The sequence below is a fragment of the Nocardioides massiliensis genome (assembly GCF_030811215.1).
GTDB lineage: Bacteria > Actinomycetota > Actinomycetes > Propionibacteriales > Nocardioidaceae > Nocardioides_A > Nocardioides_A massiliensis.
The window spans coordinates 2,112,604-2,135,891 of the sequence record NZ_JAUSQM010000001.1; the positions used below are offsets into that span (position 1 = coordinate 2,112,604).

Here is a 23,288-nt window from a genome sequence, read left to right on the forward strand (position 1 = left end):
CCATGACTCGCGGACTCGTGCTCGGTGGTGGCGGCATCACCGGCATCGCCTGGATGACCGGACTGGTGGCGGGGCTCGCGGAGGCGGGTGTCGACGTGCGCACGGCCGAGATGGTCGTCGGCACGTCGGCCGGCTCGGTCGTGGGTGCGCAGCTGCGGTCGGGGACCCCGGTCGAGGAGCTGTACGCCTACCAAGCCTCGCCGTACGTCGCGAAGCCGGGCGAGCAGGTCGCCTCGATCAGCCCGTCGGTGCTGGCGCGCTACGCGGTCGCCTTCTTGCGCGGGCGCGGTGACAGCCGGCGCATGTGCCGTGCGTTGGGCGCGTACGCCGTGGCGCAGACGCGGGCGGGCAGGACGCCGACGCTGGAGGAGCGGTACGCCGCGATCCGCGAGCGCCTTCCCTCCCTGGAGTGGCCGGCCGAGCCGCTGGTCGCCACCGCCGTCGACGTCGCCACGGGCGAACTGCGCGGACTGGACGCCGCGAGCGGGGTGAGCCTCCTCGAGGCGGTCGCGGCGAGCTGTGCGGTCCCGGGCGTCTACCCGCCCGTGCCGCTCGAGGGCCGCGACCACGTTGACGGCGGCGCCCGGTCCTACGTCAATGCCGATCTCGCCCGCGACTGTGAGCGGGTGCTCGTCCTCGCCCCCGTCGACCGGGCGATCGGTCCGATGCGTCGGGCGAGCGAGCAGCTGGCCGGCGTACGCCACGAGGTGGTGCGGCCCGACGCGCGCTCGCGCGCGGCGATCGGGCGCAACGTGCTGGACCCGGCGCGTCGCAGCATCAGTGCCGAAGCCGGGCGGGCGCAGGCGGCCGACGTGGCCGAGCGCGTGCGCGCGCTGTGGAGCGACTGAACCCGGGTGCCGGCCGGGCGGCCCGCGCCGCCTACGATCTATCCCCGTGAGCACGCCGGAGGACACCGCTGCGAACGCTGCACCGGCGGGCATCGATCCCGACGAGATGGCGGTCGCGCTGAAGGTGCTGCGCGAGATCGCCCAGCTGCACCCGGACCACGACGACGTCCGCACGATGAAGCGGGCCGCGTCGCACATGTACAAGCTGATCAAGAAGTCGCGCCGGGCCGAGATCCGGATGGAGCGGCAGTCGCACGACCAGCGGATCATCGAGAAGACCGCGACCGGCTCGCCGTTGCGGATCGACGACGAGACGGCGGGGATCCCGCTGGTGTCGAACGCCGAGGGTGCCTTCGCCGGTGAGCTGATCACTGCGCGCGGCTGCTACATCTGCAAGCAGGACTTCACGCTGGTCGACGCCTTCTACCACTGGCTGTGCCCCAACTGCGCGGCGATGTCGCACGCCAAACGCAGGCAGCGCACCGACCTCACCGGCAAGCGGGCGCTGCTCACGGGTGGGCGCGCGAAGATCGGGATGTACATCGCGCTGCTCCTGCTGCGCGACGGCGCACACCTCACCATCACCACGCGGTTCCCGAAGGACGCCGTACGCCGGTTCGCAGCAGCCGAGGACTCCGACGAGTGGCTGCACCGACTGAAGATCGTCGGCATCGACCTGCGCGACCCCACGCAGGTGATCTCGCTGGCCGAGGACGTGGCTGCCGCCGGGCCGCTGGACATCCTCATCAACAACGCCTGCCAGACCGTACGCCGCAGCCCCGGCGCCTATGCGCCGCTGATCGAGGGGGAGTCGGCGCCGCTGCCGGCCGACCGTGCGCTGCCGGAGATGGTCAGCTTCGACAAGATCTCCGAGGCGCACCCGGCTGCGATCGCCGGCGCCCTGCAGGAGGTGTCGGTCGCCCATCACGAGGGGGAGTCGCCCGAGGCTGCAATGGCGGCGCACAGCGCGGCCAGCCTGACGGCGCTCGCGCTCAAGGCCGGCAGTGCGAGCATGGAGGCGCATCTCGCCGGCACCGCTGTCGATGCGGGTGGACTGCTGCCCGACGTGCAGATGACGAACTCCTGGACCCAGACCGTCGACGAGGTCGACCCGCTGGAGCTCCTCGAGGTGCAGCTGTGCAACTCGATCGCCCCGTTCCTGCTGGTGTCCCGGCTGCGGCCGGCGATGCGGGCTGCGGTGGACGCCGGCGCCCGTCGGGCGTACGTCGTCAACGTGTCGGCCATGGAGGGCCAGTTCTCGCGACGCTACAAGGGCGCAGGGCACCCCCACACCAACATGGCGAAGGCGGCGCTCAACATGCTCACGCGCACCAGCGCGGGGGAGATGTTCGAGACCGACAAGATCCTCATGACCGCCGTCGACACTGGTTGGATCACCGACGAGCGCCCGCACCACGAGAAGCTGCGCATCGCCGCCGAGGGATGGCACGCGCCGCTCGACCTCGTCGACGGTGCGGCGCGGGTCTACGACCCGATCGTGCGTGGTGAGGCCGGCGAGGACCTCTACGGCTGCTTCGTGAAGGACTACGAGCCCAGCCCCTGGTGAGCCTCAGCGGCGGGGAAGGCGGATCAACGCCTGCACGGGGAAGTGGTCGCTGGGGAACAACCCGTCCCGGCTACTGATGTTGATCGCGGCTCGGCGTACCCGGATCTGTGGCGACGTCAGGATCCAGTCGATCCGGCTGCCGTTCTGCTTGAGGCCGCGGTAGTTGTGGTATGTGCCGACTCGGTTGGTGCGGACCCGAGCAGCCCGCCAGCTGTCGCGTACCCATCGAGAACGCACGAGGTGGACGTAGACGGGCCTCCCTGCGCGTGCCGGCTCGTTGAAGTCGCCGGTGAGCACGATCGGCTTTCGACGGGCGATGCGTTCGACCCGTTGGCGCAGGATCCGAGCCGATTCGGCGCGAGCGTCCGCAGAGAAGGCTTCGAGATGAGTGTTGACATGCACGAAGCGGTGACCGGTCTTCTTGTCGACGAAGCGGGTCCACAGAGCCGCTCGACGGCAGCAGGCGCCAAACAGCATGCGTCGCGACGGCAGCGCAATGAGGCCCGACTCGAGGGGGCGGAGACGTCGCTTGTCGTAGAAGATCGCGAGTGCCCACGAGGTGCCGGCGGGCGTGCGGACCACCTGTCGGTAGTGCTTGCCGAGGTCGCTGCTGATGTGGTCGACCTGCCGCTCGGTGGCTTCCTGGGTTCCGATCAGGTGCGGCCGCGCGCGCTTGAGCACGCCGCGTAGCGCGGGTCTGCGGGCCGACCAGGAAGGCTTGAAGTTGAAGAACGTCGACTCGTAGAGGACGTTGAGCGACATGACGTGAAGCTCGCGCGGGCGCGGAGTGCCCAGGGGCCGGTCATGCTCCAGGGCCGCCGGTCGGAGTGCCTCCTGCCGATCCTCCTGACCGGCAGCGACCGGCTGTGCACCGGTTGTCGCCACGAGCACGGCCACGACGGTGACGAGTGCGAGCCTCGTGACCGAGGTGGCGCGTACGGAGCCCCCGCGTTCGCGCCCAGGCAAGGACAGGGAGAACGGGCGGGAGGGACGCACCCTGGGGAGGGTAGCGGGTCAGTGCCCCACCGGATAGGTCAGCGGCGAGCGCCCGAGGTGGCCATCTCCCGGTCGGTGCGCGTGGCCGTCGGGGACTTCGTGTCGTCCTCGTCCTTGTTGCCCTGGACGTACACCCAGGTGGTGATGCCGAAGGTCGTGATGGCGACGGCGAGAGCCACCACCACCATGAAGATCAGGTAGGGCAGGAATTCCATGAGGAGCTCCGTTCTCCGGCGGCGCCGGGTCGCATTCTTTCCGATACACCTAGTGTAGCGAAAAGAAGTGCGGAAGAATTCCCCGCATGAGTGACGCTGCCGACCCCGCCGCCGAGGGTCCTGGTCCGCGGGGACGGCCGCGCCAACCTCGCACCGACGAGGTGATCCGCGAGGCGGCGCTGGCGCTCTTGCGGGAGCAGGGACCCGGAGCGGTCAACGTCGCCGCCGTCGCCGCGCGGACCGGCGTCGCGCGCACGACGATCTACCGGCGCTATCGCGACCGCGCTGAGCTGCTCGCCGCGGTCCTCCACCCCGTCACCGCCGCCGGCGCGCCACCCGAACCGGGATCCGTGCGCGACCACCTCGCGTGGGTCCTGCGGCGTACGGGGGAGGTGCTGGCGTCCGGCGTCGGGCCGGGTGGCGTGGCCGCCGTCCTCACGGGGAGCGACCCGGAGTTCGCGACGGCTCTGCGTGCGTCGCTGGAGAGCGGTCTCGCGCCCGTGCGTGAGCTGGTCGAAGCCGACATCGCCGCAGGCGACCTGCGGGCCGACCTCGACCCCGACCTGCTGCTCGACCTCGTCCTCGGCGCCTACCTGGCGGGCTCGCTGCGCCGCGGGGCTCCGGACGCGCAGTGGGTCGATCGCACCGCCGCACAGCTCGCCGCACTCGTCACCGCGTAGCCGGATGCGCCCTGCTCGAGGATCCCAGTCACGTGGTGGCTGTCGCGAATTGAGTGAGCCCGTGCGGGCCCGCGTGGTGGCGTCGCGCTGTCACCTGTTTGCGGGGGCGGCGCCTGGGCCTGCCCCTGCGGGGTCAGCCGGTGGCTGCTTGTGCTCGGTGGAGGCGGGTGAGGTTGACGACTGCGGCTGCGAGGTGGAGTTCGGCGGTCACGGCGGCGAGGCCGCGTTGAGCGAAGCGACGTAGGCCGACTTGTTCTTTGAGGTGGGCGATGACGGGTTCGACGGTGGCGCTGCGACGTTTGTAGCGTTCAACGTTCTGGGGTTGTCGCAGCCGGTGACGCATTGCGTCTTTGACCGAGACCTCCTCTGACCGCGGGCCGGTGGCTGGTCGACGAGCGGCATCGGCGTGGAGATCGCGGCTCTTGCCCGGTGCGATCAACCGTTCGGGTCCGGTGGTGGTGAGGTTGTCGTCGGTGAAGTAGCCGGCGTCGGCCAGCACCAGATCGATCTGCTTGTCCAACGCCCGAACTTGGGCAGTGACCTCGTTCAGCGTCGGGGTGAAGCAGCCGGTGTCGTTGGCCTCTTGAGACACGTGGATCCCAGCGATGAAGTGGTCGTCACTGACCGCGATCTGGGCGTTATAGCCCTGCACCGATCCGCCACCAGCGCCCTCGGTCATCAACCGTGATTCAGGATCGGTGGTGTTGACCACCTCTCCCTGGCCGCCGCGGGCGCGTGCCCGTGCCGTTCGACGATCACGCGCGCGGCGACGCGGGCCGCGCAGATCGACCTCGCCCGCGGCGCTTGCGGCCTCAGCCTCGTTGAGTGCTTGTTCAGCTCGCTCCAGGGCCTTGCGCGCGTCGAACCGGACCCGGGCAGCTGTTTGGCCCGGCGCCGTCTCGTTCTCGGCAAGCAGCCGTTGAAACCGGCTGATCCGCGCCCGGTGATAGGCCACCGGGTCCACCCCGGCTGGGACCGGTCCCGGCATCGCCTCGGTGGCAGCGCGCGCCAGGATCTGTTCAGCACGAACCCGGTCGGCCTGGTCCTGCTCGGCCTCCTCACCGCGACGACGATCGAGCTCATCGAGGGCCTTCTTGATGCTTGCCGCACGGTCTTTGCGGTTGGCGAACTGCGGCGGGAGCCGATCAGAGTCGTCCTCGGCATCCTCGCGGGCGTCGGTCTGCTCAGCCTCGGCGACCACCTCGGCCGCGACGCGTTGGGCTTGTTGACGCACCCAGTCCGCGGACCGGTTCGCTGAGCCCTGATCCACCGATGGGTGGAGAGTTGAGCGTGGCGTAGAACGAGAATGCCCTTGCTGGGCGAGAGAATCGGAGTTACCACACACACGATTCCGGGCCGAGCAAGGGACACCTCGTAAGTGAAAGCCTCTCACACGATCAGGCCCGTCTTCGATGATCCGAACTTGGTGTCGGCCGCAGGTCTGGTTCCGGCGCTTCGGTTGGCCGAGTCGGCCGGCCTGCACGATCTCCTCGCGCAGCGACTGACGGTGCCTTCGCCGAATGCGGCGACGAAGGCGACCAGCGTGGTGGGCGGGATGCTCGCGGGCGCAGACAGCATCGATGACCTGGACCTACTCCGGCACGGCGGGATGGGTCGGCTGTTCGGCGGGGTGCGGGCACCCTCCACGCTGGGCACGTTCCTACGTTCCTTCACCCACGGGCACGTGCAGCAGCTCGACGCGGTCGGTGGCCGGCTCCTGGCCGGCCTCGCCGACCGGGTTCCAGGACTGGTCGCTGGCGGCGATGCCGCTGAGGAGACCGCGTTCATCGATGTCGATGACACGATCCGCGAGGTCCACGGCTATGCCAAGCAAGGCGCCGCCTACGGCTACTCCCGGGTGCGGGGGCTGAACATCCAGCTCGCCACGGTCTCCACGCCGTTGAGCGCGCCCGTGATCGCTCGGGCACGGCTACGCAAGGGCAACACCGCGTCCGCAGCGGGTGCCGGCCGGCTGCTGGCCCAGGCCATCGGCACCGCCCGTGCATCGGGCGTGAAGGGCCCGATCCTGTGCCGGGCCGACTCGGCCTACTACGGATGGGCCTTCGTCGGGACCGCGATCCGCGCGAAGACCTGGTTCTCCGTGACCGCCCGGATGACCCCCAGCGTGAGCGCCGCAATCACCGGCATCGACCAAGAAGCATGGACACCGATCAAGTATCCGAACGCGATCTGGGAGGAGACAGAGCAGCGCTGGATCTCCGACGCGGAGGTCGCCGAGGTGGCCTTCGTGGCGTTCACCGGCCGCCGCAAGGCCGAGCACGTGGCCTGCCGGCTGGTTGTGCGCCGGGTCAAGCGGCTCCAGGCCCTCGCCGGCGACGGCACCGAACAAGGTGAGCTGTTCGCCAGCTACCGGCACCACGCGTTCATCACCAACTCCACCCTCGACATCGTTGAGGCAGACCAGGCTCACCGTGACCACGCGATCGTCGAGCAGGTCATCGCCGAACTCAAGGACGGCGCCCTGGCGCACCTGCCGTCGGGGAAGTACGCGGCGAACGCCGCGTGGGTCGCGCTCGCAGTGATCGCGTTCAACATCGCCCGTGCCACCGCCGTCGCCGCCAACATGGCCAAGGTCCGATGGGCGACCCTGCGCAAGCGGATCATCAACATCCCCGCCCGGATCGCGGCCACCGGCCGCCGACTCATCCTGCACCTCCCGATCCGATGGCCCTGGGCAGAGCAGTGGGACACCCTCCACGCGCTCGCGACCGGACCACCAACACCCGCCACGACGTGACCATCCAGCCCAGCACGGGCGCAACCGAGGACCCTGAAGTGGAAGAACCGGCGTAGACCGGCAGGTCCCGCACGCCCACGACGCCGCGATACCCGCCAGCGCCGAGAACGACCACTACAGAAACAACGTCGGTGGATCAGGGCTGAGCGCGCGGCGTTCGCTGCGATCTTGGTGCCATCGATCGCGACCACCCCGACCTTGACCATCCCGGCATCTGCGCACAACCGCAGCACCTGGGCGAACAAGTCGATGACCGCGTCGTGGTGCTCGGCACGGAACCGGGCGATCGTGGTGTGGTCGGGGGCGTCTTGGCCGCACAACACCCGGAACGCCACGTGGTCGCTGCACAGTCGCTCGATGCGTCGTGAGGACCGCTCGCCGACCGCGTAGGCGTAGATCAACAGCGCCAACAGCATGTCCGGGTCATAACCCGCCCGGCCCACGCCGCCCGTGCGTCGACGAGCGTGGAACCGCGCGGTGTCGAGCTGCTCGACCACGTCGAGGACGAACCACGCGAGGTGGTCCTCAGGCAGCCAGTCCGCCATGTTCGGCGGGAGAAGAAATTCCTGATCCCGGATCACCGGGCGATAGGAACGAGCCACGCCCCATGATCTCGACCCCACGACCCGAAGTCACCGACCGCCACGACCCCATTTCGCAACAGCCACGTGGTGACTGCGATCCTCGAGTGGGACGCTGACATCGGTGCCCCCGACAGGATTCGAACCTGTGACCGGCGGATTAGAAGGCCGCTGCTCTATCCAGCTGAGCTACGGAGGCGCGGATCGGGAGAAACCTCGCAACGAGTCCGAACATCTCGCACCCGGCCACCCGCGATCCGGCCAGGAGTCTAGTGAGGCACTCGCAGGTCAGCGCGCTGCGGGCGGATCACGACCGGCGCGTTCAACGCGTCAGCGCACGACGGCGTACGTCGCCACCACGAACTCGCCGTTCTGCGACACCGACTCGAGCCGTAGCTCGACGTGTGCGGGCAGCAGCGGCGCACCCGCGCCGATCGTCACCGGCGCGATCGCGACCTGCACCTCGTCGAGCGCCCCGGCCTCTGCGAACTGCGCAGCGAGCCCGCCCCCGCCGACGATCCACAGGTCCCGGTCACCGGCCGTTGCGGCGAGCTCAGGCATGGCCTCGGTGACCGATGCGCTCGTGAACCGGATGTCCTTGCCCGGGAACGGCTCGAGGTCGCGGTGGGTGAAGACCCACGCTGGGACGTCGTACGGCCAGGGGTCGCCACCCGGCTGCTCCGCCTCGCCGTGCTCCTGCAGCCACACGTAGGTGTTGGCGCCCATCGCGATCGCACCGATCGTGGGGGCGAACGGCTCGAAGCCGCCCGGACCGGACTGGTCGATCTCCCGGCTGAGCAGCCAGTCCAGCGAGTGGTCCTCGGTCGCGATGAAGCCGTCGAGGGTGGTTGCGGTGTAGTAGACGACGCGCATGCCGACTGCTCAGCTCCCGCTGCGCAGCCGGTCCATCCACGCCTCGACCTCGTCGAGCTCGCGGGGGAGCGCCGCGGAGAGGTTCTGTGGGCCGTCGGCGGTGACGAGGATGTCGTCCTCGATCCGGATGCCGATGCCGCGCAGCTCCTCGGGCACGAGCAGGTCGTCCTCCTGGAAGTACAACCCCGGCTCGACGGTCAGCACCATGCCCTCGGCGAGGTCGCCGCGCGGGTAGGTCTCCGGTGCGGAGCGCGCGCAGTCGTGCACGTCCATCCCGAGCATGTGGCTGGTGCCGTGCAGGGTCCAGCGGGCGTAGACCTTGGAGTCTGGCGACAGCGCCTCCTCGGCGGGGACGGGCAGCAGGCCCATGTCGTCGAGCCCGTGGGCGATCACGCTCATCGCGGCGTCGTGCGCGGCGAGGAACCGAGCACCGGGGCGTACGGCGTCGATCCCGGCCTGCTGGGCGGCGAGCACCAGCTGGTAGAGCTCGCGCTGCAGCGAGGTCCAGGTGCCGGAGACGGGCAGGGTGCGAGTGACGTCGGCGGTGTAGAGGCTCGAGGCCTCGACGCCCATGTCGAGCAGCACGAGCTCACCGGGCACGATCGGTCCGGAGTTCTCGATCCAGTGCAGGGTCGTGGCGTGCCGGCCCCCGCCGACGATGGAGTCGTAGCCGATGTCGTTGCCCATCGCCCGGGCGCGCCGGAAGAACGTGCCCTCGATCCAGCGTTCGCCCATCTCCAGCACGCGGTCCCACTCGCGGACGCAGTCCTCGAACCCGAGGGTGGTGATGTCGCAGGCCTCCTGCAGCTGGGCGACCTCCCAGTCGTCCTTGACCAGGCGCAGCTCGGAGGCGACGCGCGCGAGCTCGCGGTCCTGACCTTCGTCGGGCTCGACGGCGGCGTCGACGCGGGCGTCGACCCCGCGCAGCACCCGGGTCTTGCCGGGGGTGCGCAGCGTCGCGTCGAGGTCGTCGAGGTGGCGGCACTCGATGCCGAGCGAGTCGGAGAGCTCGCCGAGCGAGGGCCGCCGCCCGGCCCACAGCTCGCCGTACTGCCGGTCGCGGAAGAACTCGTCGGTGTCGCGCGAGGAACGCGGGCGGGCATAGAGCACGGCATCGCCGTCCTCGACGACCAGCACGGCGTCGGAGGTCTGGTTGCCGGACAGGTGCGTGTGAGCGGTCTCGGGCCGGAAGCGGTAGTCGGTGTCGTTGGCACGCACCTTGTAGCCGCCGGCCGGGATCACCAGCCGCTCGCCCGGGAACAGCTCCGCCAGCCGCTGCCGGCGCTCCGCAGCGCGCTCCGCGACCGGGTGCCGGGGCAGGTCCAGCTCGCGGTCGCCCCAGCCGGTGCGCATGAACGCGGCGTAGGCCTCGGGCACGGCGGGATCGTGGGTCTCGGTACGCGGCTCCTCGTTCATCGCTCCAGCCTACGTCTCGCGCAGGCGCTGACCGATAGGGTTCTGGCCATGCCCGTCCGCCGCCGTCACAGTGTTGCGTTCACGGTCCTCGTGGCCGTCGCGATGCTGCTCGGTGCTGCGGTCATGGCGATCGTCCTGGTCAGCGTCGGCGCGCCCGACGCGATCGTGCTCGGGGTGCTGCTCGCCGCGGTCCCGGTCGGGCCGCTCGTGGCCTCGTTCATGTGGCTCGACCGCTACGAGCCCGAGCCGCGCGGACTCCTGCTCGCGGGCCTCGGCTGGGGTGCCTTCGTCGCGACCGCGGTCGCGCTGGTGTTCCAGGTCGTCGACGCCGTCGTCTTCGGCCGCCCCGAGTCGGTGTCCGCGGCCCTCGTCGCGCCGTTCACCGAGGAGGCCGCGAAGGGACTGTTCATCCTGCTGCTGCTGTGGTTCCGCCGCCACGAGATCGACGGGGTCCTCGACGGTGTCGTCTATGCAGGGATGGTCGGCATCGGGTTCGCCTTCACCGAGAACATCCTCTACTACGCCGCGGCGTACGTCGGTGACGGCACCGGCCCCGGTGGGCTCGAGGAGACCACCGCGGTCTTCGTCGTCCGCGGCATCTTCAGCCCGTTCGCGCACCCCTTCTTCACGGTCTTCATCGGCATCGGCGTCGGACTGGCCTGCTACACCGCCTCGCGGGCGCTCCGCATCGTCGCGCCCGTCGTCGGGTACGCCGTGGCCGTGGCCACGCACGCGTTGTGGAACGGCTCGGTCTTCTACGCCGAGGGCGCCGGGTTCCTGATCACCTACGTGTTCCTCATGGTCCCCGCGTTCTTCATCGTCGTCGGACTCGCCCTGTGGGTGCGCCGGCGCGAGGGACTCATGCTCACGCGCTCGCTGGGCGACTGCGTACGCCGCGGCTTCGTGCTCCCGCACGAGGTGCCGTGGCTGGTCCGGCTGCCCGCGCGGTACGCCGCGCGCCGGCACGCCCGGCAGGTGGGCGGGAAGGCCGCCGCCGAGACGGTCGCGGAGTTCCAGGCGACCGCCACCGAGCTGGGCTTCCTGCACGACCGCTACCTGCGCAACGTCGCCCCGGCCGACTTCGCGGCGCGCGGACAGGAGCTGGTCGACCAGCTCCAGGCACTGCGCCCCGCAGTGATCTGGCCCGGACCGACGCCGACCGGCGTCGCCCAGCCCCTGGGAGGGAGCGCGCGATGACGGCGACCAACGCCACCACCGACATGCTCACCGCCCTGGTGCGGCTGCGCGAGGTCCTGCGCAAGGCACCGCTGCCGCTCGAGACGCCTGGGATCGCCGCGCACCGCAGCGTCCGCACCGAGGTGCTCGCTCAGCTCGAGGACTACGTCCTGCCGCGGCTCATCCAGATCGACGCGCCGCTGCTGACCGTCGTCGGCGGCTCCACCGGCGCCGGCAAGTCGACGCTGGTGAACTCCCTCGTCGGCGGTCGGGTGTCACTGCCCGGCGTGCTGCGTCCGACGACGCGTTCCCCGGTGCTGGTCCACCATCCCTCAGATGTGGCGTGGTTCGACCAGTCGCGCATCCTCCCCGACCTCGAGCGCACCCCCGACGCCAGCATGGACACCGGCAGGCTGCAGCTGGTCGCCAGCGACAACGTGCCGCCGGGACTGGCGATCCTCGACGCCCCCGACATCGACTCCGTCGAGGAGCGCAACCGGCTGCTCGCCTCGCAGCTGCTGGCCGCCGCCGACCTGTGGCTGTTCGTCACCTCGGCCGCCCGCTATGCCGACCAGGTGCCGTGGGAGTTCCTCAAGTCGGCCGCCGAGCGCAGCACCGCGGTTGCGGTGGTCCTCGACCGCACCCCGCCCGACGCGCTCGCGGAGGTCAGCGGCCACCTCGCGCGCATGCTGACCGCACGCGGTCTGCGGGACTCCCCGCTCTTCGCCGTCCCGGAGAGCACGGTCGACGACGAGGGCCTGTTGCCCCCCGAGGCCGTTGCCGACATCCGGGCGTGGCTGGAGATGCTCGCCGCCGACGCCGGGGCACGGGCGGCCGTCGTGCGCCAGACCCTCGACGGCGCCATCCGCAGCCTGTCGCGGCGCACCCACCCGCTCGCGGACGCCCTGGCCGAGCAGGCCACGGTCGTCACCCGGCTCCGCGAGGCGGTCGACACGGCGTACGACGCCGCCCAGCGCGACATCGACGAGGCCATCACGAGCGGCAACCTCCTGCGCGGCGAGGTCCTCATGCGCTGGCAGGAGTTCGTCGGCACCGGTGACCTGCTCAAGGCGCTCGAGTCCCGGGTGAGCCAGCTGCGCGACCGCGTCGTCGGTGGCATCCGGGGCCGGACCCAGCAGATCGAGCGCGTCGCGGTCGCGGTCGAGTCCGGGCTCGAGTCGCTGATCCTCGAGCACGCCGAGCGCGCGGCGGAGAACGCCGACCGCGCCTGGCGCGGCAGCGACGCCGGGGTCGCACTGTCGGACTCCGTGCCGTCGGAACTCGGCCGTGCCTCGCGCACGTTGCGTCGCCGGGTCGACGCGGAGGTGCGTGCCTGGCACGAGGGTGTCCTCGAGCTCGTCCGGGCCGAAGGTGCCGGCAAGCGCGGCACCGCACGGTTCCTCGCCTTCGGCGTCAACGGCTTGGGCGTCTCGCTGATGATGGTGGTCTTCGCCAGCACCGGCGGCGTCACCGGCGCCGAGGTCGGGGTCGCCGGAGGCACTGCCGCGGTCGCCCAGAAGGTCCTGGAGGCGGTCTTCGGCGACCAGGCCGTACGCCGCCTCGCCGAGCGCGCCCGCCGCGACCTCGAGCGCCGGGTCGGCGCACTGCTCGACGAGGAGCGCGCCCGGTTCGACACTGTGCTCGACGAGCTCGGCGTGGACACCACCGCGGCCGAGCGGCTGCGCGATGCCACGCGCCGCGTGGACGACGTGCGGTTCGCCGCGCCCGAAGGGGGATATGCGTGACCGGACTGATGGAGCGGGCCAAACGACTGCTGGGCGGGGGCTCGTCCGTCGCCGCCCGGGTCACCGGACTCGACAGTGCCGTCGCCGCAGGGCGCGGGCGACTCGACGGCCCCGAGCTCGACCACGCCGATACCGTCGTGCAGCGCGCCGGACGCCGGCTGCAGCTGTCGTCCGACCACACCGTCGTCGCGTTGGGCGGTGCGACGGGCTCGGGAAAGTCCTCGACCTTCAACGCCCTCACCGGCCTCGACATCGCCGCGGTCGGGGTCCGCCGTCCCACCACCTCGTGGGCGACCGCGTGCGTGTGGGGCGCCTCGGGTGCCGACTCGCTGCTCGACTGGCTGGAGATCCCGCCGCGTCACCGCGTCAGCCGGGACTCCACGCTGGACGTGCGCGGCGACGCGCAGCGCGACCTCCAGGGCCTGGTGCTGCTTGACCTGCCCGACCACGACTCCACCGAGGTGTCCCACCACCTCGAGGTCGAGCGCCTGGTCGCGCTCGCCGACATGCTGGTGTGGGTGCTCGACCCGCAGAAGTACGCCGACGCGGCGATCCACGACCGCTACCTCAAGCCACTCGCGAGCCACCGCGACGTCATGCTGATCGTGCTCAACCACATCGACGAGGTGCCGCTCGCCCGACGCGACGCGATGGTCGCCGACTGCCGGCGCCTGCTCGACGCCGACGGGCTGCACGACGTCCCCCTCGTCGTCGCCTCGGCCAAGGACGGCACCGGGATGGACGAGCTGCGCGACCACATCGCCCGCCGCGTCCGTGACAAGGACTCCGTCAACGCCCGCCTGCTCGCCGACGTGCTGGTCGCAGCCGAGGACCTGTCGCAGGTGAGCGGTCCGGCACCGACTGCGGCGCTGGACGACCGGCGCTCGGCCGAGCTGGTCGACGCGTGTGTCGACGCCGCCGGTGTGCCTGCCCTCGTCGAGGCGGTCGAGGCCTCGGTGCGCCACCGCACACGCCGTACGACGAACTGGCCGCTGTTCTCCGCGTTCACGCGTCGCCGCGACCCGCTCGCGGCCGCCACCCGCGGGGGAGGCCGCGTCACCGCGCTGCACCGCGCGCGCATCGACACCGCCGTACGGGAGACGGTCGACGAGGTGACGGCCGACCTGTCGCCACGGTGGACCGCCGCCGTCCGCGCGGCGTCCGTCGACACCCTCCCCGAGCTGGAGGACGCGCTCGACCGAGCGGTCGCCGGCGTCGACCTGGGAGCCGACCGGCCGCCCGCGTGGTCGCGCCTGCTGCAGCTGCTGCAGGTGCTGGCGTTCACGGCCGCGCTCGCCGGCGTCGGTTGGCTCGGCTACCTGGCCGTCGTACCCATGACCGGTGGTGACGCTCCGGAGCCCCCGCAGGCCGCGGGCATGTCCCTGCCCGTGCTGCTCGCCCTCGGTGGTCTGGTGGCGGGCATCGCCCTGACGGTCCTGGGTGCGTTGAGCGCCGGCCTCGCCGCGCGCTCCGCCGGCAGACGCGCACGGTCGCGGCTCGAGGCCGCGGTGCGCGAGGTTGTCGCCCGGCTGGTGATCGCGCCCGTGGAGGCCGAGCTCGACAGCTGCCGCGCGGCCCGCGCCGGACTCGACACCGCGCTGCGGTAGAGCTGCGGTAGGGAATCGGGCTGGGCCGGCTGCGGTCCCCAGGCGCCCGCTCCTCGCGACTGTCCCCAACGCCGCGGTCGCGGGCTCGGCGGTGGACCGCCGTCGGTGAGGCTCCCTGGGACAACTGTTCCCGTCCCCAGGAGGTTCGCCCGATGTACGACACCTACGTCGTCCTGCAGGGCTGGGTCGGCACCGACCCGGAGACCCACACTGCTGGCACCGCCACCGTGACCAAGTTCCGGGTGGGGTGCACCCCGCGCTATCGCAAGAAGAACGACGAGTACCACGACGGCGAGACCACGTGGTACGACGTCAAGGCCTGGCGCACGCTCGGCGAGAACGTCGCCCGTTCGGTCCGCAAGGGTGACCCGGTCGTCGTGCGCGGTCGGCTCCAGGCCGACCAGTGGCAGCGCGACGACGGTGTGCGCTCCACGACCCTGGTGGTGGAGGCCGGCTTCGTCGGCCACGACCTCAACCGCGGCACCGCGGCGTTCATCCGCACGCCGCGCAAGGAGTACGCCGACGCGGATGCCGGGCCGGCGACCGCGCAGGCCGCCCACGGCGGCGACCCCTGGGCGTCGGCTCCGACGGCCGAGCCCGAGAGCGTGGAGGGCCCGGCGGCGTCGGTCGCCTGATCCCGGTCCGGCGGTCGGCGCGGTCGGCTGACGCTCGGCGGCCGCCGGGCCGGTTCGGTCTCACGGGACCTGCGGCCGTAGGGTTCGGCCCATGGCTGAGTACGTGTTCACGCTGCGCAACGTCCGCAAGGCGCACGGGGAGAAGGTCATCCTCGACAACGTCACCCTCTCGTTCCTCCACGGAGCGAAGATCGGTGTCGTCGGACCCAACGGCATGGGCAAGTCGACCCTGCTGCGGATCATGGCTGGTCTCGACCAGCCGTCCAACGGCGACGCGATCCTCGACCCCGACGCCACGGTCGGCATGCTCCAGCAGGAGCCGCCGCTGACCGAGGGCAAGACGGTGCTGGAGAACGTCGAGGAGGCCGTCGGCGCGATCAAGGGCAAGCTCGACCGGTTCAACGCCATCTCCGAGGAGATGGCCAGCCCCGACGCCGACTTCGACACGTTGCTCGCCGAGATGGGCGACCTGCAGGCCGACCTCGACCACGCTGGCGCCTGGGACCTCGACAGCCGCCTCGACCAGGCGATGGACGCCCTGCGCTGCCCGCCACCGGACGCGCTCGTCGACCACCTGTCCGGTGGTGAGCGACGCCGCGTCGCGCTGTGCAAGCTGCTGCTCCAGCAGCCCGACCTGCTGCTGCTCGACGAGCCCACCAACCACCTGGACGCCGAGTCGGTGCAGTGGCTGGAGGGGCACCTCAAGAACTACCCCGGCGCCGTCCTGGCCGTGACCCACGACCGGTACTTCCTCGACAATGTCGCGGAGTGGATCGCCGAGGTCGACCGCGGGGCGATCCACGGCTACGAGGGCAACTACTCCACCTACCTGGAGACCAAGAAGGAGCGGCTCAAGATCGAGGGCCAGAAGGACGCCAAGCGCGCCCGGTTGCTCGAGAAGGAGCTGGAGTGGGTCCGCTCCAACGCCAAGGCCCGGCAGACCAAGAGCCGCGCCCGTCTCGCTCGCTATGAGGAGCTCGCGGCCGAGGCCGACAAGGCGCGCAAGATCGACACCGCCGACATCAACATCCCGCCCGGCCCGCGCCTCGGCGACGTGGTGCTCGAGGCCCACGGGCTGAGCAAGGGCTTCGGCGACCGCACCCTGATCGACGACCTGAGCTTCACGCTGCCGCGCGCCGGCATCGTGGGCGTGATCGGTCCCAACGGCGTCGGCAAGACGACGCTGTTCCGGATGATCACCGGCAACGAGACGCCCGACTCCGGTGAGCTGAAGATCGGCCAGACGGTCAAGATCTCCTACGTCGACCAGAGCCGCGGCGGCATCGACCCGCAGAAGAACGTCTGGGAGGTCGTCTCCGATGGGCTCGACCACATCAAGGTCGCCAACTTCGAGATGAACTCGCGCGCCTACGTGGCGTCGTTCGGCTTCAAGGGGCCCGACCAGCAGAAGAAGGCCGGCGTGCTCTCCGGCGGTGAGCGCAACCGGCTCAACCTCGCCCTCACGCTGAAGATGGGCGGCAACCTGCTGCTCCTGGACGAGCCCACCAACGACCTGGACGTCGAGACCCTGTCCTCGCTGGAGGACGCGCTCCTCGACTTCCCCGGGTGCGCGGTGGTCACCTCCCACGACCGGTGGTTCCTCGACCGGGTCGCGACCCACATCCTGGCCTGGGAGGGCACCGACGAGAACCCGGCGCAGTGGTTCTGGTTCGAGGGCAACTTCGCGGCCTACGAGGAGAACAAGGTCGAGCGCCTCGGCGCCGACGCCGCCCGGCCGCACCGCGTGACCCACCGCCGGCTCACCCGCGACTGACGGCTCCCCGCAGCGCCCGGCCGCCCGCCTCGCGGATGTCGGCGGCCGGGTGCTCGGCGACCAACGCGTCGGCCGCGGTGCCGAACGCGCGCCCGACCGCGGCCAGGTCGTCGGCGCTGAGGCGATCGACGAAGTGTCGGCGTACGCCGTGGACGTGCACCGGCGCCGCACGCTCCAGCAGCTGACGACCCGCGTCGGTGAGCACCGCCTCGACCCCGCGCCCGTCGTCGCCGTACGCCACCCGTTCGACGACACCGCGGTCCTGCAGGCGCTTGACCGTGTGGGTGATCCGGCTGCGCGAGTGACACATGCTGTCGGCCAGCGCCGACATCCGCATCCGGCCGCCGTCGGACTCGGAGAGCCGCACGAGGATCTCGTACTCCGCCAGTGCCAGCCCGAACTCGTCGCGCAGCTCGCGGTCGAGCTTGGCGAGGAGCAGGGTGCTGCCGACGACGTACGAGCGCCAGGCGTGCTGTTGGTCGCGCTCGAGCCAGCGCGGCGTGGAAGAGCTCACCGGCCCAGGATAAGCACAGGTAGTTGAATCTTCGACCACATTGCCGAACGGCCCGCGACCTGCTTGGGCAGGTCACGGGCCGTTCGTTCGTCCAGTGCGCTGAGGAAGCGGTCTTGGATCAGATCCGCTCGAGGATCAGGGCCATGCCCATGCCGCCGCCGACGCACATCGTGATCAGGCCGGTGGACTTGTCGTGCCAGTCCAGCGAGTTGAGCATCGTCGCCTGCAGGCGCGCACCGGTCATGCCGAACGGGTGACCCACGGCGATCGAGCCGCCGTTGATGTTGAGATTGTCCCAGTCGACACCGAGGTCCTCGGCCGAGGGGACGACCTGCGCGGCGAACGCCTCGTTGATCTCGACCAGGTCGATGTCGTCGATCGTCATGCCGGCGTGCTTCAGCGCGCGTCGGCTGGCCTCGACCGGGCCCATGCCCATGATCTCGGGGGAGAGACCCGAGACACCGGTCGACACGATCCGCGCGAGCGGGGTGAGGCCGAGCTCGGCAGCCTTCGTGTCGGACATGACGATGACCGCGGCCGCGCCGTCGTTGAGCGGGCAGCAGTTGCCGGCCGTGACGACGCCATCGGGACGGAACACCGGGTCGAGCTTGGAGATCGCGTCGTAGGTGACGCCGGCGCGCGGGCCGTCGTCAGCCGAGACGACCGTGCCGTCAGCCAGCGTGACCGGCGTGATCTCTCGGGCCCAGAAGCCGTCCTTGATGCGCTCCTCTGCGAGGTTCTGCGAGCGGACGGCGAACTCGTCGAGCACCTTGCGGTCGAGGCCGCGCGACGAGGCGACGTTCTCGGCCGTCTGGCCCATGGCGATGTAGACGTCGGGCAGCAGGCCCTGGCCGCGCGGGTCGGTCCACACCTGGCCACCGGCCGCCGAGGCCTTGGTGCGCTCCTTGGCCTCGTCGAACTTGGGGTTGTGGGTGTTGGGGATGTGGTCGGAGGTGCCGAACTGGAAGCGCGACACCGTCTCGACACCGGCGGAGATGAACGCGTCACCCTCGCCCGCCTTGATGGCGTGGAACGCCATCCGGGTGGTCTGCACCGACGACGAGCAGTAGCGCGTGATCGTGGTGCCGGGGACGTCGTCGAGCCCGAGCAGGACCGAGACGTTGCGGCCCATGTTGTTGCCCGCCTCGCCGCCGGGCAGGCCGCACCCGAGGATGAGGTCGTCGATGGTGTTCGGGTCCAGTGCGGGGACCTTGTCCAGCGCCGCCTGGACGATCAGCGCGCTGAGGTCGTCCGGACGGAACTCCTTCAGCGAGCCCTTGTTGGCTCGGCCGATGGGGGTGCGGGCCGCGCTGACGATCACTGCCTCGGGCATGGATGTAACTCCGATCTGTGGTGGATGCCACCAGCCTACGAGTCGCAGCCTCTGGGAGGATCGATAGGTGCGTCACACCTACTCCTGCCCGTTGCGCTGGGCCGACATGGACATGCTCGCCCACGTCAACAACGTCACCTACATCGACTATCTCCAAGAGGCCCGCATCGACATGCTGGTCAACCACGCGCCGGTGCGCGGCGGGGAGGACCTGGCCGAGGGTGTGGTGGTGGTGCGGCACGAGGTGGACTACCTCGCGCCGTTGACCTACCGCCCCGACCCGGTCCTGGTCGAGACCTGGGTGACGGAGGTGCGCGCCGCCACGTTCACGATGGCCTACGAGGTGTTCGACCAGCACCCCGACGGCACCCGCACCGTCTACCTGCGGGCGCGATCCGTGCTGACGCCGTACGTCTTCGCCGAGGAGCGCCCGCGCCGGCTCAGCGTGCGTGAGCGTGAGGTGCTGGGGGTCTTCCTCGACGAGCAGACGCCGCCGCTGCGCGCCCCCGACGTACGCCGTTGTGCGCCGCTGCCCGAGGGCGGGCAGTCCCTGAGCTACGACCTGCACGTGCGGTGGTCCGACGTCGACGCCTACGGCCACGTGAACAACGTGAAGTACTTCGAGTACCTCCAGGAGTCGCGGGTCGCGTTCCTCAGCACCCTGCGCGAGCCGGGGGATGCCCCGGTGTGGGTGGTCGTCGCCGGCACCGACGTGGACTACCTGCGCCCGGTGCTGTTCCGCAGTCGGCCCTACCTCGTCACCTCCCGGATCGCCCGGCTCGGCCGCAGCTCGCTGACGATCGCCTCGGAGATCCGCGACGGCCAGGATCCGGACGCCGCCGTGCAGGCGCGCGGCGAGGTCACGATCGTCCGGTTCGACCGCAAGGCGGGGACCGCGGTGCCGTTCGACGACGACCACCGCGCGCGGCTCGCGCCACTGCTGTAGGGCTTCTCGCGGGTCAGTCGCCGCTGCAGGGCTCGGCGAGCCCACGGTGCAGAACGGCCTTGACCTTGTCGGGGGTGACCTTGGCGGCGATGTCCTGCACCCGGGTCTTGAGGCCGCCGCCGGTCACGCGGCTGTCACCGGAGAGCAGTGCCTCGATGCCCTGCCGGGCGACGTCGGCCGGGTCGTCCTTGGGGCCCTGGCCGATCGCGGTGTCGAGCATCCCCGCGCGGGCGAAGAACTCGGTGTCGGTCGGGCCAGGCATCAGGGACGTCAGGGTGACGCCACTGTCACGCAGCTCCTCCTGCAGTGCCTCGGCGAACGACTGCAGGAACGATTTCGAGGCGTTGTAGACCGCGTGGTAGGGGCCGGGCATCTCCGAGACGATCGACGACGTCACCAGCACCCGCCCGGCGCCCTGGGCCGCCATGTCGCGCAGCACCAGCTTCGCCAGACGCACGGTGGAGACGATGTTGAGGTCGATGATCGCGAGCTCGTCGGCGAGCTCGTTGTCGAGGAACGCGCCGCCCGCGCCGATGCCGGCGTTGAGGGCGAGCACGTCGAGCGGACGGCGGTCCGCGGCGATCGCGCCGTACATCTCCGCGACGCCGCGTGCCTCACGCAGGTCGCACTGGACCGTGCGGACCTCGGCGCCGCACTGGCGCACGCGGTCAGCCGCGTCCTGCAGCGCCGTGTCCTCGGCGCCGACGATGACGTCGTAGCCGCGCTCGGCGAGCTGGACGGCGAGCTCGAGACCGATGCCGCTGGAAACGCCGGTGACCGCGGCAAGGGGACGCGAGGAGTGGTGCGTCGAGGATGCGGGTGCCATGGCGGGGAGGTATCCCGCGGCGGCGGCATTCACACGCCGCCGTACTCAGGCTCCAGCGGGCTCAGGCCCGATCCTCCTCACGCAACCGCGGGGGAGTGAAGTTGTCGGGCCGGAACCCGCGCTTGTCGGCGTAGAACGCGCGCACCCGCTCCATGTCGGCGGGGACGTCGCCGCTCGGGTGGAAGGTCGGGCCCCACCCGACCGTGCGCGAGGGCACATCGAGGAACGCCAGGGTGATCGGCAGGCCGCTGGACTCGGCGATGCGGTAGAAGCCGGACTTCCAGTACTCCCCACGGCTGCGGGTGCCTTCGGCGGCGATGCCGAGGAGGAACGGGTGCTCGCCCTCGGCCTGGGCGAGCAGGCTGCGCACCGTGGCGCGGGGGTTGTCGCGGTCCAGCGGGATCGCCCCGGTCGCGCGCAGCACCGGACCCAGCGGTCCGCGGAACCACTCCGCCTTCACGAGCAGGCCGATGCGGATGCCGTAGGACCAGCCGAGGAGCAGCGTCAGCACCCAGTCCCAGTTGGAGGTGTGCGGCGCGCCCACGAGTACGCCGCGCTCGGGGACCTCACCGACCGTCCGCCAGTGGGCGGCGCGCAGGACGAGGCGGGCGAGCGTACGGCGCAGCGGGGGTCGTCTCACGCCGCGACGGTACACAGTGCAGCGTGCCGCCTCAGTCGCGCTGGAGCCCGGTCCCGCCGGCGTCCGGGGCCGCGACGACGTCGCCGCCCTCCTCGAAGGTGTTGACCATGAACTGCGCGGCGTGCTCGGCGTAGTCCCAGAACTGCGCGTCCTGCTCGGGGGTGAGCCCCGCGGCGTCCAGCCCGGCACGGAAGTGGTGCAGCCAGCGGTCCTTGGCCGCGACCGTCACGGCGTACGGCGCGTGCCGCATCCGCAGCCGCGGGTGACCGCGGCGCTCGGAGTAGGTGGTGGGGCCGCCCCAGTACTGGCACAGGAACAGGGTGAAGCGCTCCGCGGCGGGCCCCAGGTCCTCCTCGGGGTACATCGGGCGCAGCAGCTCGTCCTCGGCGACGCCGGCGTAGAACACCTCCACGATCTTGTGGATGGTGTCGTACCCGCCGATCTCCTCGTAGAAGCTCACACCGCCATTGTGCGTGGTGACCGGTTGGCGAGCGTGCCCGGGAGGCAGCGGCGCGTGGCGTGCGAGACTCGCGAGCGGACGGGTCCCCGTCCGTTCCCCGACCGCGAAGGAGCATCCCGCAATGCCCACCACCCGCACCGCGACCACCAACTGGCAGGGCAGCCTCGCCGAGGGTTCCGGCCGTGTCGCCCTCGAGTCGAGCGGCGTCGGCACCTTCGACGTCACCTGGGTCGCCCGCGCCGAGGAGCCCGGGGGCAAGACCAGCCCCGAGGAGCTCATCGCCGCCGCTCACTCATCGTGCTTCTCCATGGCGCTGTCGGCCGCCCTCGGCAAGGCCGGCACCCCGCCGACCTCGCTGAAGACCACCGCCGAGGTCGAGCTGACCCCCGGCACCGGCATCACCGGCATCGTGATCACCGTCGCCGGCGAGGTCGAGGGCATCACCGCCGAGCAGTTCCAGGAGTTCGCCGAGGGCGCGAAGGCCAACTGCCCCGTGAGCAAGGCGCTCGCCGGCGTCGACATCAGCCTGAACGCCAGCCTGGCCTGACGACTCTGTACACGTTCTTGCGCGACACGCCGGCTGGAACGTGTACACAGCGCCAGTTTCACTACACGTGTAGTGAAACTGGCGCGCCCCGTCAGCCCTCGGGGCTGGGGGTGACGGCGTCGACGGTCCCGGCGTCCTTCCCGTCCTTGTCGGCAGGGTCGGGAGTGCGGCTGAACAACAGCTGCTGCATGGGGATCGCGATGTCCTCGTAGTCGAAGCGCGTCTTGATCCGCGCGCGCAGCTCGCGGCCGACGGCCCATTGCTCGAGCGGCTTGGTCTTGACCGCGACCCGCATCGTGATGCCGGAGGCGTCGAGGGTCTGCATGCCCCACACCGAGGGCTCCTCGAGGATGACGTCGCGGAAGTCGTCGTCGTCCCACATGTCGTGGGCGACCTCCTGCAGGACGCGGCGGACCTTGGCGAGGTCGACGTCGTAGTCGACCGGCACGTCGATGACGGCGCGCGCCCAGTTCTGGCTCATGTTGCCCACGCGCAGGATCTCGCCGTTGCGGACGTACCAGACCGTGCCGTCGACGTCGCGCAGCCGCGTCACGCGCAGCGAGACCGCCTCCACCGTGCCGGAGGCGTCGCCGAGGTCGACGACGTCGCCCACGCCGTACTGGTCCTCCACGATCATGAAGATCCCGGCGAGGAAGTCGGAGACGAGGCTCTGGGCCCCGAAGCCGAGGGCGATGCCGACGATGCCGGCGCTGGCGATGATCGGCGCGACGTTGATGCCGACCTCGGCCAGCACCATGACGATGACGATCGCGGCGATGACGCCCGAGGCGATGCTCTTCAGCAGCGTCCCCATGGTCTCCGCGCGCTGCACCCGGCGCTCGGCGGACGCGGGCAGGTCGGCCCGGTGACCGCTGCGCCCGAGCTTGCCCTTCGTGAGGCCGTGGATCGCCCCACCGGGGCCGGTGCCGTTGGCCGCGCGCTGAGTGACGCGGGCGATGAACCGGTGCGCCAGCCAGCGGGCGAGGAAGCCGATGAGGATGATCGCGACGACGGCCAGCGGCTTGCCGATCAGGAAGGTCGCGGCGGAGGCCAGGGCGTCGTCCTCGGTCCAGCGGTAGACGAGGCGGCAGGAGACCGCGTTGTCGGGCTCACAGGCAGTCGCGTCAGGCAGTTCCATGGAACGCGAGGCT

22 protein-coding genes, 1 tRNA gene and 1 pseudogene are annotated in these 23,288 nt (G+C 71.0%); 11 read left to right on the forward strand and 13 right to left on the reverse strand.

The features are described 5' to 3' along the window. Nucleotides 1-2: 2 nt before the first annotated feature. Both J2S59_RS10475 and J2S59_RS10480 read left to right on the forward strand, forming a co-directional pair. On the forward strand, nt 3-848 hold the full coding sequence (locus J2S59_RS10475; RefSeq protein WP_068122172.1) for a patatin-like phospholipase family protein: 846 nt from the start codon (nt 3-5) through the stop codon (nt 846-848). 46 nt (nt 849-894) lie between these two features. Next, nucleotides 895-2,415 (forward strand): SDR family NAD(P)-dependent oxidoreductase, encoded by a 1,521-nt coding sequence (locus tag J2S59_RS10480; protein WP_246360428.1) that lies wholly within the window; start codon nt 895-897, stop codon nt 2,413-2,415. 3 nt (nt 2,416-2,418) lie between these two features. Here the strand turns inward: J2S59_RS10480 and J2S59_RS10485 are convergent, their stop codons facing one another. Both J2S59_RS10485 and J2S59_RS10490 read right to left on the reverse strand, forming a co-directional pair. Next, the gene (locus tag J2S59_RS10485; RefSeq protein ID WP_306825090.1) at nt 2,419-3,411 is read right to left on the reverse strand and encodes an endonuclease/exonuclease/phosphatase family protein; all 993 of its coding nucleotides are present in this window, start codon (nt 3,409-3,411) and stop codon (nt 2,419-2,421) included. 38 nt (nt 3,412-3,449) lie between these two features. Next, the gene (locus J2S59_RS10490; RefSeq protein ID WP_181642139.1) at nt 3,450-3,626 is read right to left on the reverse strand and encodes a hypothetical protein; all 177 of its coding nucleotides are present in this window, start codon (nt 3,624-3,626) and stop codon (nt 3,450-3,452) included. 86 nt (nt 3,627-3,712) lie between these two features. Between J2S59_RS10490 and J2S59_RS10495 the strand changes: the two genes are divergently transcribed. Next, entirely contained in the window at nt 3,713-4,306 is a 594-nt protein-coding gene (locus J2S59_RS10495; protein WP_068122058.1) for a TetR/AcrR family transcriptional regulator, read from the forward strand. Between the two features lie 133 nt (nt 4,307-4,439). Here the strand turns inward: J2S59_RS10495 and J2S59_RS10500 are convergent, their stop codons facing one another. Beyond that, nucleotides 4,440-5,789: a transposase gene (locus J2S59_RS10500; protein ID WP_306825091.1), complete on the reverse strand. Its 1,350-nt coding sequence runs from the start codon at nt 5,787-5,789 to the stop codon at nt 4,440-4,442. Between J2S59_RS10500 and J2S59_RS10505 the strand changes: the two genes are divergently transcribed. Beyond that, complete coding sequence (locus J2S59_RS10505) at nt 5,685-7,064, forward strand: IS1380 family transposase (RefSeq protein WP_370871479.1); 1,380 nt, start codon at nt 5,685-5,687, stop codon at nt 7,062-7,064. The genes J2S59_RS10500 and J2S59_RS10505 overlap by 105 nt on opposite strands. A gap of 281 nt (nt 7,065-7,345) precedes the next feature. Here J2S59_RS10505 and J2S59_RS20345 read toward each other — a convergent pair. The 4 genes and pseudogenes from J2S59_RS20345 to J2S59_RS10520 all read right to left on the reverse strand — a co-directional run. Further along, nucleotides 7,346-7,609, reverse strand: a pseudogene (locus J2S59_RS20345) (transposase); the annotation flags it as partial. Nucleotides 7,610-7,770: 161 nt separating this feature from the next. Next, nucleotides 7,771-7,844, reverse strand: a tRNA-Arg gene (locus J2S59_RS10510). A gap of 131 nt (nt 7,845-7,975) precedes the next feature. Continuing rightward, a complete protein-coding gene (locus J2S59_RS10515) occupies nt 7,976-8,518 on the reverse strand; it encodes a dihydrofolate reductase family protein (RefSeq protein WP_068125052.1) in 543 nt (180 codons plus the stop codon). A 9-nt stretch (nt 8,519-8,527) separates the two neighbouring features. Further along, nucleotides 8,528-9,934 carry an aminopeptidase P family protein gene (locus J2S59_RS10520; protein WP_306825092.1) on the reverse strand — a complete coding sequence of 469 codons (1,407 nt, stop codon included), beginning with the start codon at nt 9,932-9,934 and terminating at the stop codon, nt 8,528-8,530. 48 nt (nt 9,935-9,982) lie between these two features. On the opposite strand from J2S59_RS10520, the gene J2S59_RS10525 reads away from it, so the two are divergent. The 5 genes from J2S59_RS10525 to ettA all read left to right on the forward strand — a co-directional run bounded on the left by J2S59_RS10525 (nt 9,983) and on the right by ettA (nt 16,871). Next, nucleotides 9,983-11,131: a PrsW family intramembrane metalloprotease gene (locus J2S59_RS10525; RefSeq protein ID WP_068116572.1), complete on the forward strand. Its 1,149-nt coding sequence runs from the start codon at nt 9,983-9,985 to the stop codon at nt 11,129-11,131. Further along, nucleotides 11,128-12,855 (forward strand): GTPase family protein, encoded by a 1,728-nt coding sequence (locus tag J2S59_RS10530; RefSeq protein ID WP_246360045.1) that lies wholly within the window; start codon nt 11,128-11,130, stop codon nt 12,853-12,855. The genes J2S59_RS10525 and J2S59_RS10530 overlap by 4 nt, the downstream gene beginning before the upstream one ends. Continuing rightward, the gene (locus tag J2S59_RS10535; RefSeq protein WP_068116570.1) at nt 12,852-14,462 is read left to right on the forward strand and encodes a GTPase; all 1,611 of its coding nucleotides are present in this window, start codon (nt 12,852-12,854) and stop codon (nt 14,460-14,462) included. Before J2S59_RS10530 ends, J2S59_RS10535 begins: the two co-directional genes overlap by 4 nt. Nucleotides 14,463-14,614: 152 nt before the next feature. After that, on the forward strand, nt 14,615-15,097 hold the full coding sequence (locus J2S59_RS10540; protein WP_068116567.1) for a single-stranded DNA-binding protein: 483 nt from the start codon (nt 14,615-14,617) through the stop codon (nt 15,095-15,097). Nucleotides 15,098-15,188: 91 nt separating this feature from the next. Then, on the forward strand, nt 15,189-16,871 hold the full coding sequence (ettA, locus tag J2S59_RS10545) for an energy-dependent translational throttle protein EttA (protein WP_068116565.1): 1,683 nt from the start codon (nt 15,189-15,191) through the stop codon (nt 16,869-16,871). On the opposite strand, the gene J2S59_RS10550 is transcribed toward ettA, so the two are convergent. Together J2S59_RS10550 and J2S59_RS10555 are read right to left on the reverse strand one after the other, a co-directional pair. Then, a complete protein-coding gene (locus J2S59_RS10550; protein ID WP_068116563.1) occupies nt 16,858-17,385 on the reverse strand; it encodes a MarR family winged helix-turn-helix transcriptional regulator in 528 nt (175 codons plus the stop codon). The genes ettA and J2S59_RS10550 overlap by 14 nt on opposite strands. Before the next feature lie 118 nt (nt 17,386-17,503). After that, the gene (locus J2S59_RS10555; protein WP_068116560.1) at nt 17,504-18,718 is read right to left on the reverse strand and encodes an acetyl-CoA C-acetyltransferase; all 1,215 of its coding nucleotides are present in this window, start codon (nt 18,716-18,718) and stop codon (nt 17,504-17,506) included. 67 nt (nt 18,719-18,785) lie between these two features. Here J2S59_RS10555 and J2S59_RS10560 point away from each other — a divergent pair, with 67 nt between their 5' ends. Next, on the forward strand, nt 18,786-19,664 hold the full coding sequence (locus tag J2S59_RS10560; RefSeq protein WP_068116558.1) for an acyl-CoA thioesterase: 879 nt from the start codon (nt 18,786-18,788) through the stop codon (nt 19,662-19,664). Nucleotides 19,665-19,677: 13 nt separating this feature from the next. Here the strand turns inward: J2S59_RS10560 and J2S59_RS10565 are convergent, their stop codons facing one another. The 3 genes from J2S59_RS10565 to J2S59_RS10575 all read right to left on the reverse strand — a co-directional run bounded on the left by J2S59_RS10565 (nt 19,678) and on the right by J2S59_RS10575 (nt 21,590). Further along, nucleotides 19,678-20,490, reverse strand: coding sequence for an SDR family NAD(P)-dependent oxidoreductase (locus J2S59_RS10565; RefSeq protein ID WP_068116556.1), 813 nt, complete (start codon nt 20,488-20,490; stop codon nt 19,678-19,680). A gap of 61 nt (nt 20,491-20,551) precedes the next feature. Next, nucleotides 20,552-21,130, reverse strand: coding sequence for a 1-acyl-sn-glycerol-3-phosphate acyltransferase (locus J2S59_RS10570; protein ID WP_220138265.1), 579 nt, complete (start codon nt 21,128-21,130; stop codon nt 20,552-20,554). Nucleotides 21,131-21,161: 31 nt separating this feature from the next. Further along, nucleotides 21,162-21,590 (reverse strand): globin, encoded by a 429-nt coding sequence (locus J2S59_RS10575; protein WP_306825093.1) that lies wholly within the window; start codon nt 21,588-21,590, stop codon nt 21,162-21,164. A 121-nt stretch (nt 21,591-21,711) separates the two neighbouring features. Here J2S59_RS10575 and J2S59_RS10580 point away from each other — a divergent pair, with 121 nt between their 5' ends. Next, nucleotides 21,712-22,137, forward strand: a complete 426-nt coding sequence (locus J2S59_RS10580) for an OsmC family peroxiredoxin (protein ID WP_068120883.1) — start codon at nt 21,712-21,714, stop codon at nt 22,135-22,137. 91 nt (nt 22,138-22,228) lie between these two features. On the opposite strand, the gene J2S59_RS10585 is transcribed toward J2S59_RS10580, so the two are convergent. Continuing rightward, nucleotides 22,229-23,275: a mechanosensitive ion channel family protein gene (locus J2S59_RS10585; RefSeq protein WP_068120885.1), complete on the reverse strand. Its 1,047-nt coding sequence runs from the start codon at nt 23,273-23,275 to the stop codon at nt 22,229-22,231. Between the last annotated feature and the right edge of the window lie 13 nt (nt 23,276-23,288).

Bases quoted from the DNA above. Each gene is read 5' to 3' on its own strand.
- J2S59_RS10555 (WP_068116560.1), bottom strand. From the start codon at position 18,718: ATGCCCGAGGCAGTGATCGTCAGCGCGGCCCGCACCCCCATCGGCCGA.
- J2S59_RS10540 (WP_068116567.1), top strand. From the start codon at position 14,615: ATGTACGACACCTACGTCGTCCTGCAGGGCTGGGTCGGCACCGACCCG.
- J2S59_RS10515 (WP_068125052.1), bottom strand. From the start codon at position 8,518: ATGCGCGTCGTCTACTACACCGCAACCACCCTCGACGGCTTCATCGCG.
- J2S59_RS10585 (WP_068120885.1), bottom strand. From the start codon at position 23,275: ATGGAACTGCCTGACGCGACTGCCTGTGAGCCCGACAACGCGGTCTCC.
- J2S59_RS10490 (WP_181642139.1), bottom strand. From the start codon at position 3,626: ATGGAATTCCTGCCCTACCTGATCTTCATGGTGGTGGTGGCTCTCGCC.
- ettA (WP_068116565.1), top strand. From the start codon at position 15,189: ATGGCTGAGTACGTGTTCACGCTGCGCAACGTCCGCAAGGCGCACGGG.
- J2S59_RS10580 (WP_068120883.1), top strand. From the start codon at position 21,712: ATGCCCACCACCCGCACCGCGACCACCAACTGGCAGGGCAGCCTCGCC.
- J2S59_RS10525 (WP_068116572.1), top strand. From the start codon at position 9,983: ATGCCCGTCCGCCGCCGTCACAGTGTTGCGTTCACGGTCCTCGTGGCC.
- J2S59_RS10475 (WP_068122172.1), top strand. From the start codon at position 3: ATGACTCGCGGACTCGTGCTCGGTGGTGGCGGCATCACCGGCATCGCC.
- J2S59_RS10530 (WP_246360045.1), top strand. From the start codon at position 11,128: ATGACGGCGACCAACGCCACCACCGACATGCTCACCGCCCTGGTGCGG.
- J2S59_RS10565 (WP_068116556.1), bottom strand. From the start codon at position 20,490: ATGGCACCCGCATCCTCGACGCACCACTCCTCGCGTCCCCTTGCCGCG.
- J2S59_RS10520 (WP_306825092.1), bottom strand. From the start codon at position 9,934: ATGAACGAGGAGCCGCGTACCGAGACCCACGATCCCGCCGTGCCCGAG.
- J2S59_RS10495 (WP_068122058.1), top strand. From the start codon at position 3,713: ATGAGTGACGCTGCCGACCCCGCCGCCGAGGGTCCTGGTCCGCGGGGA.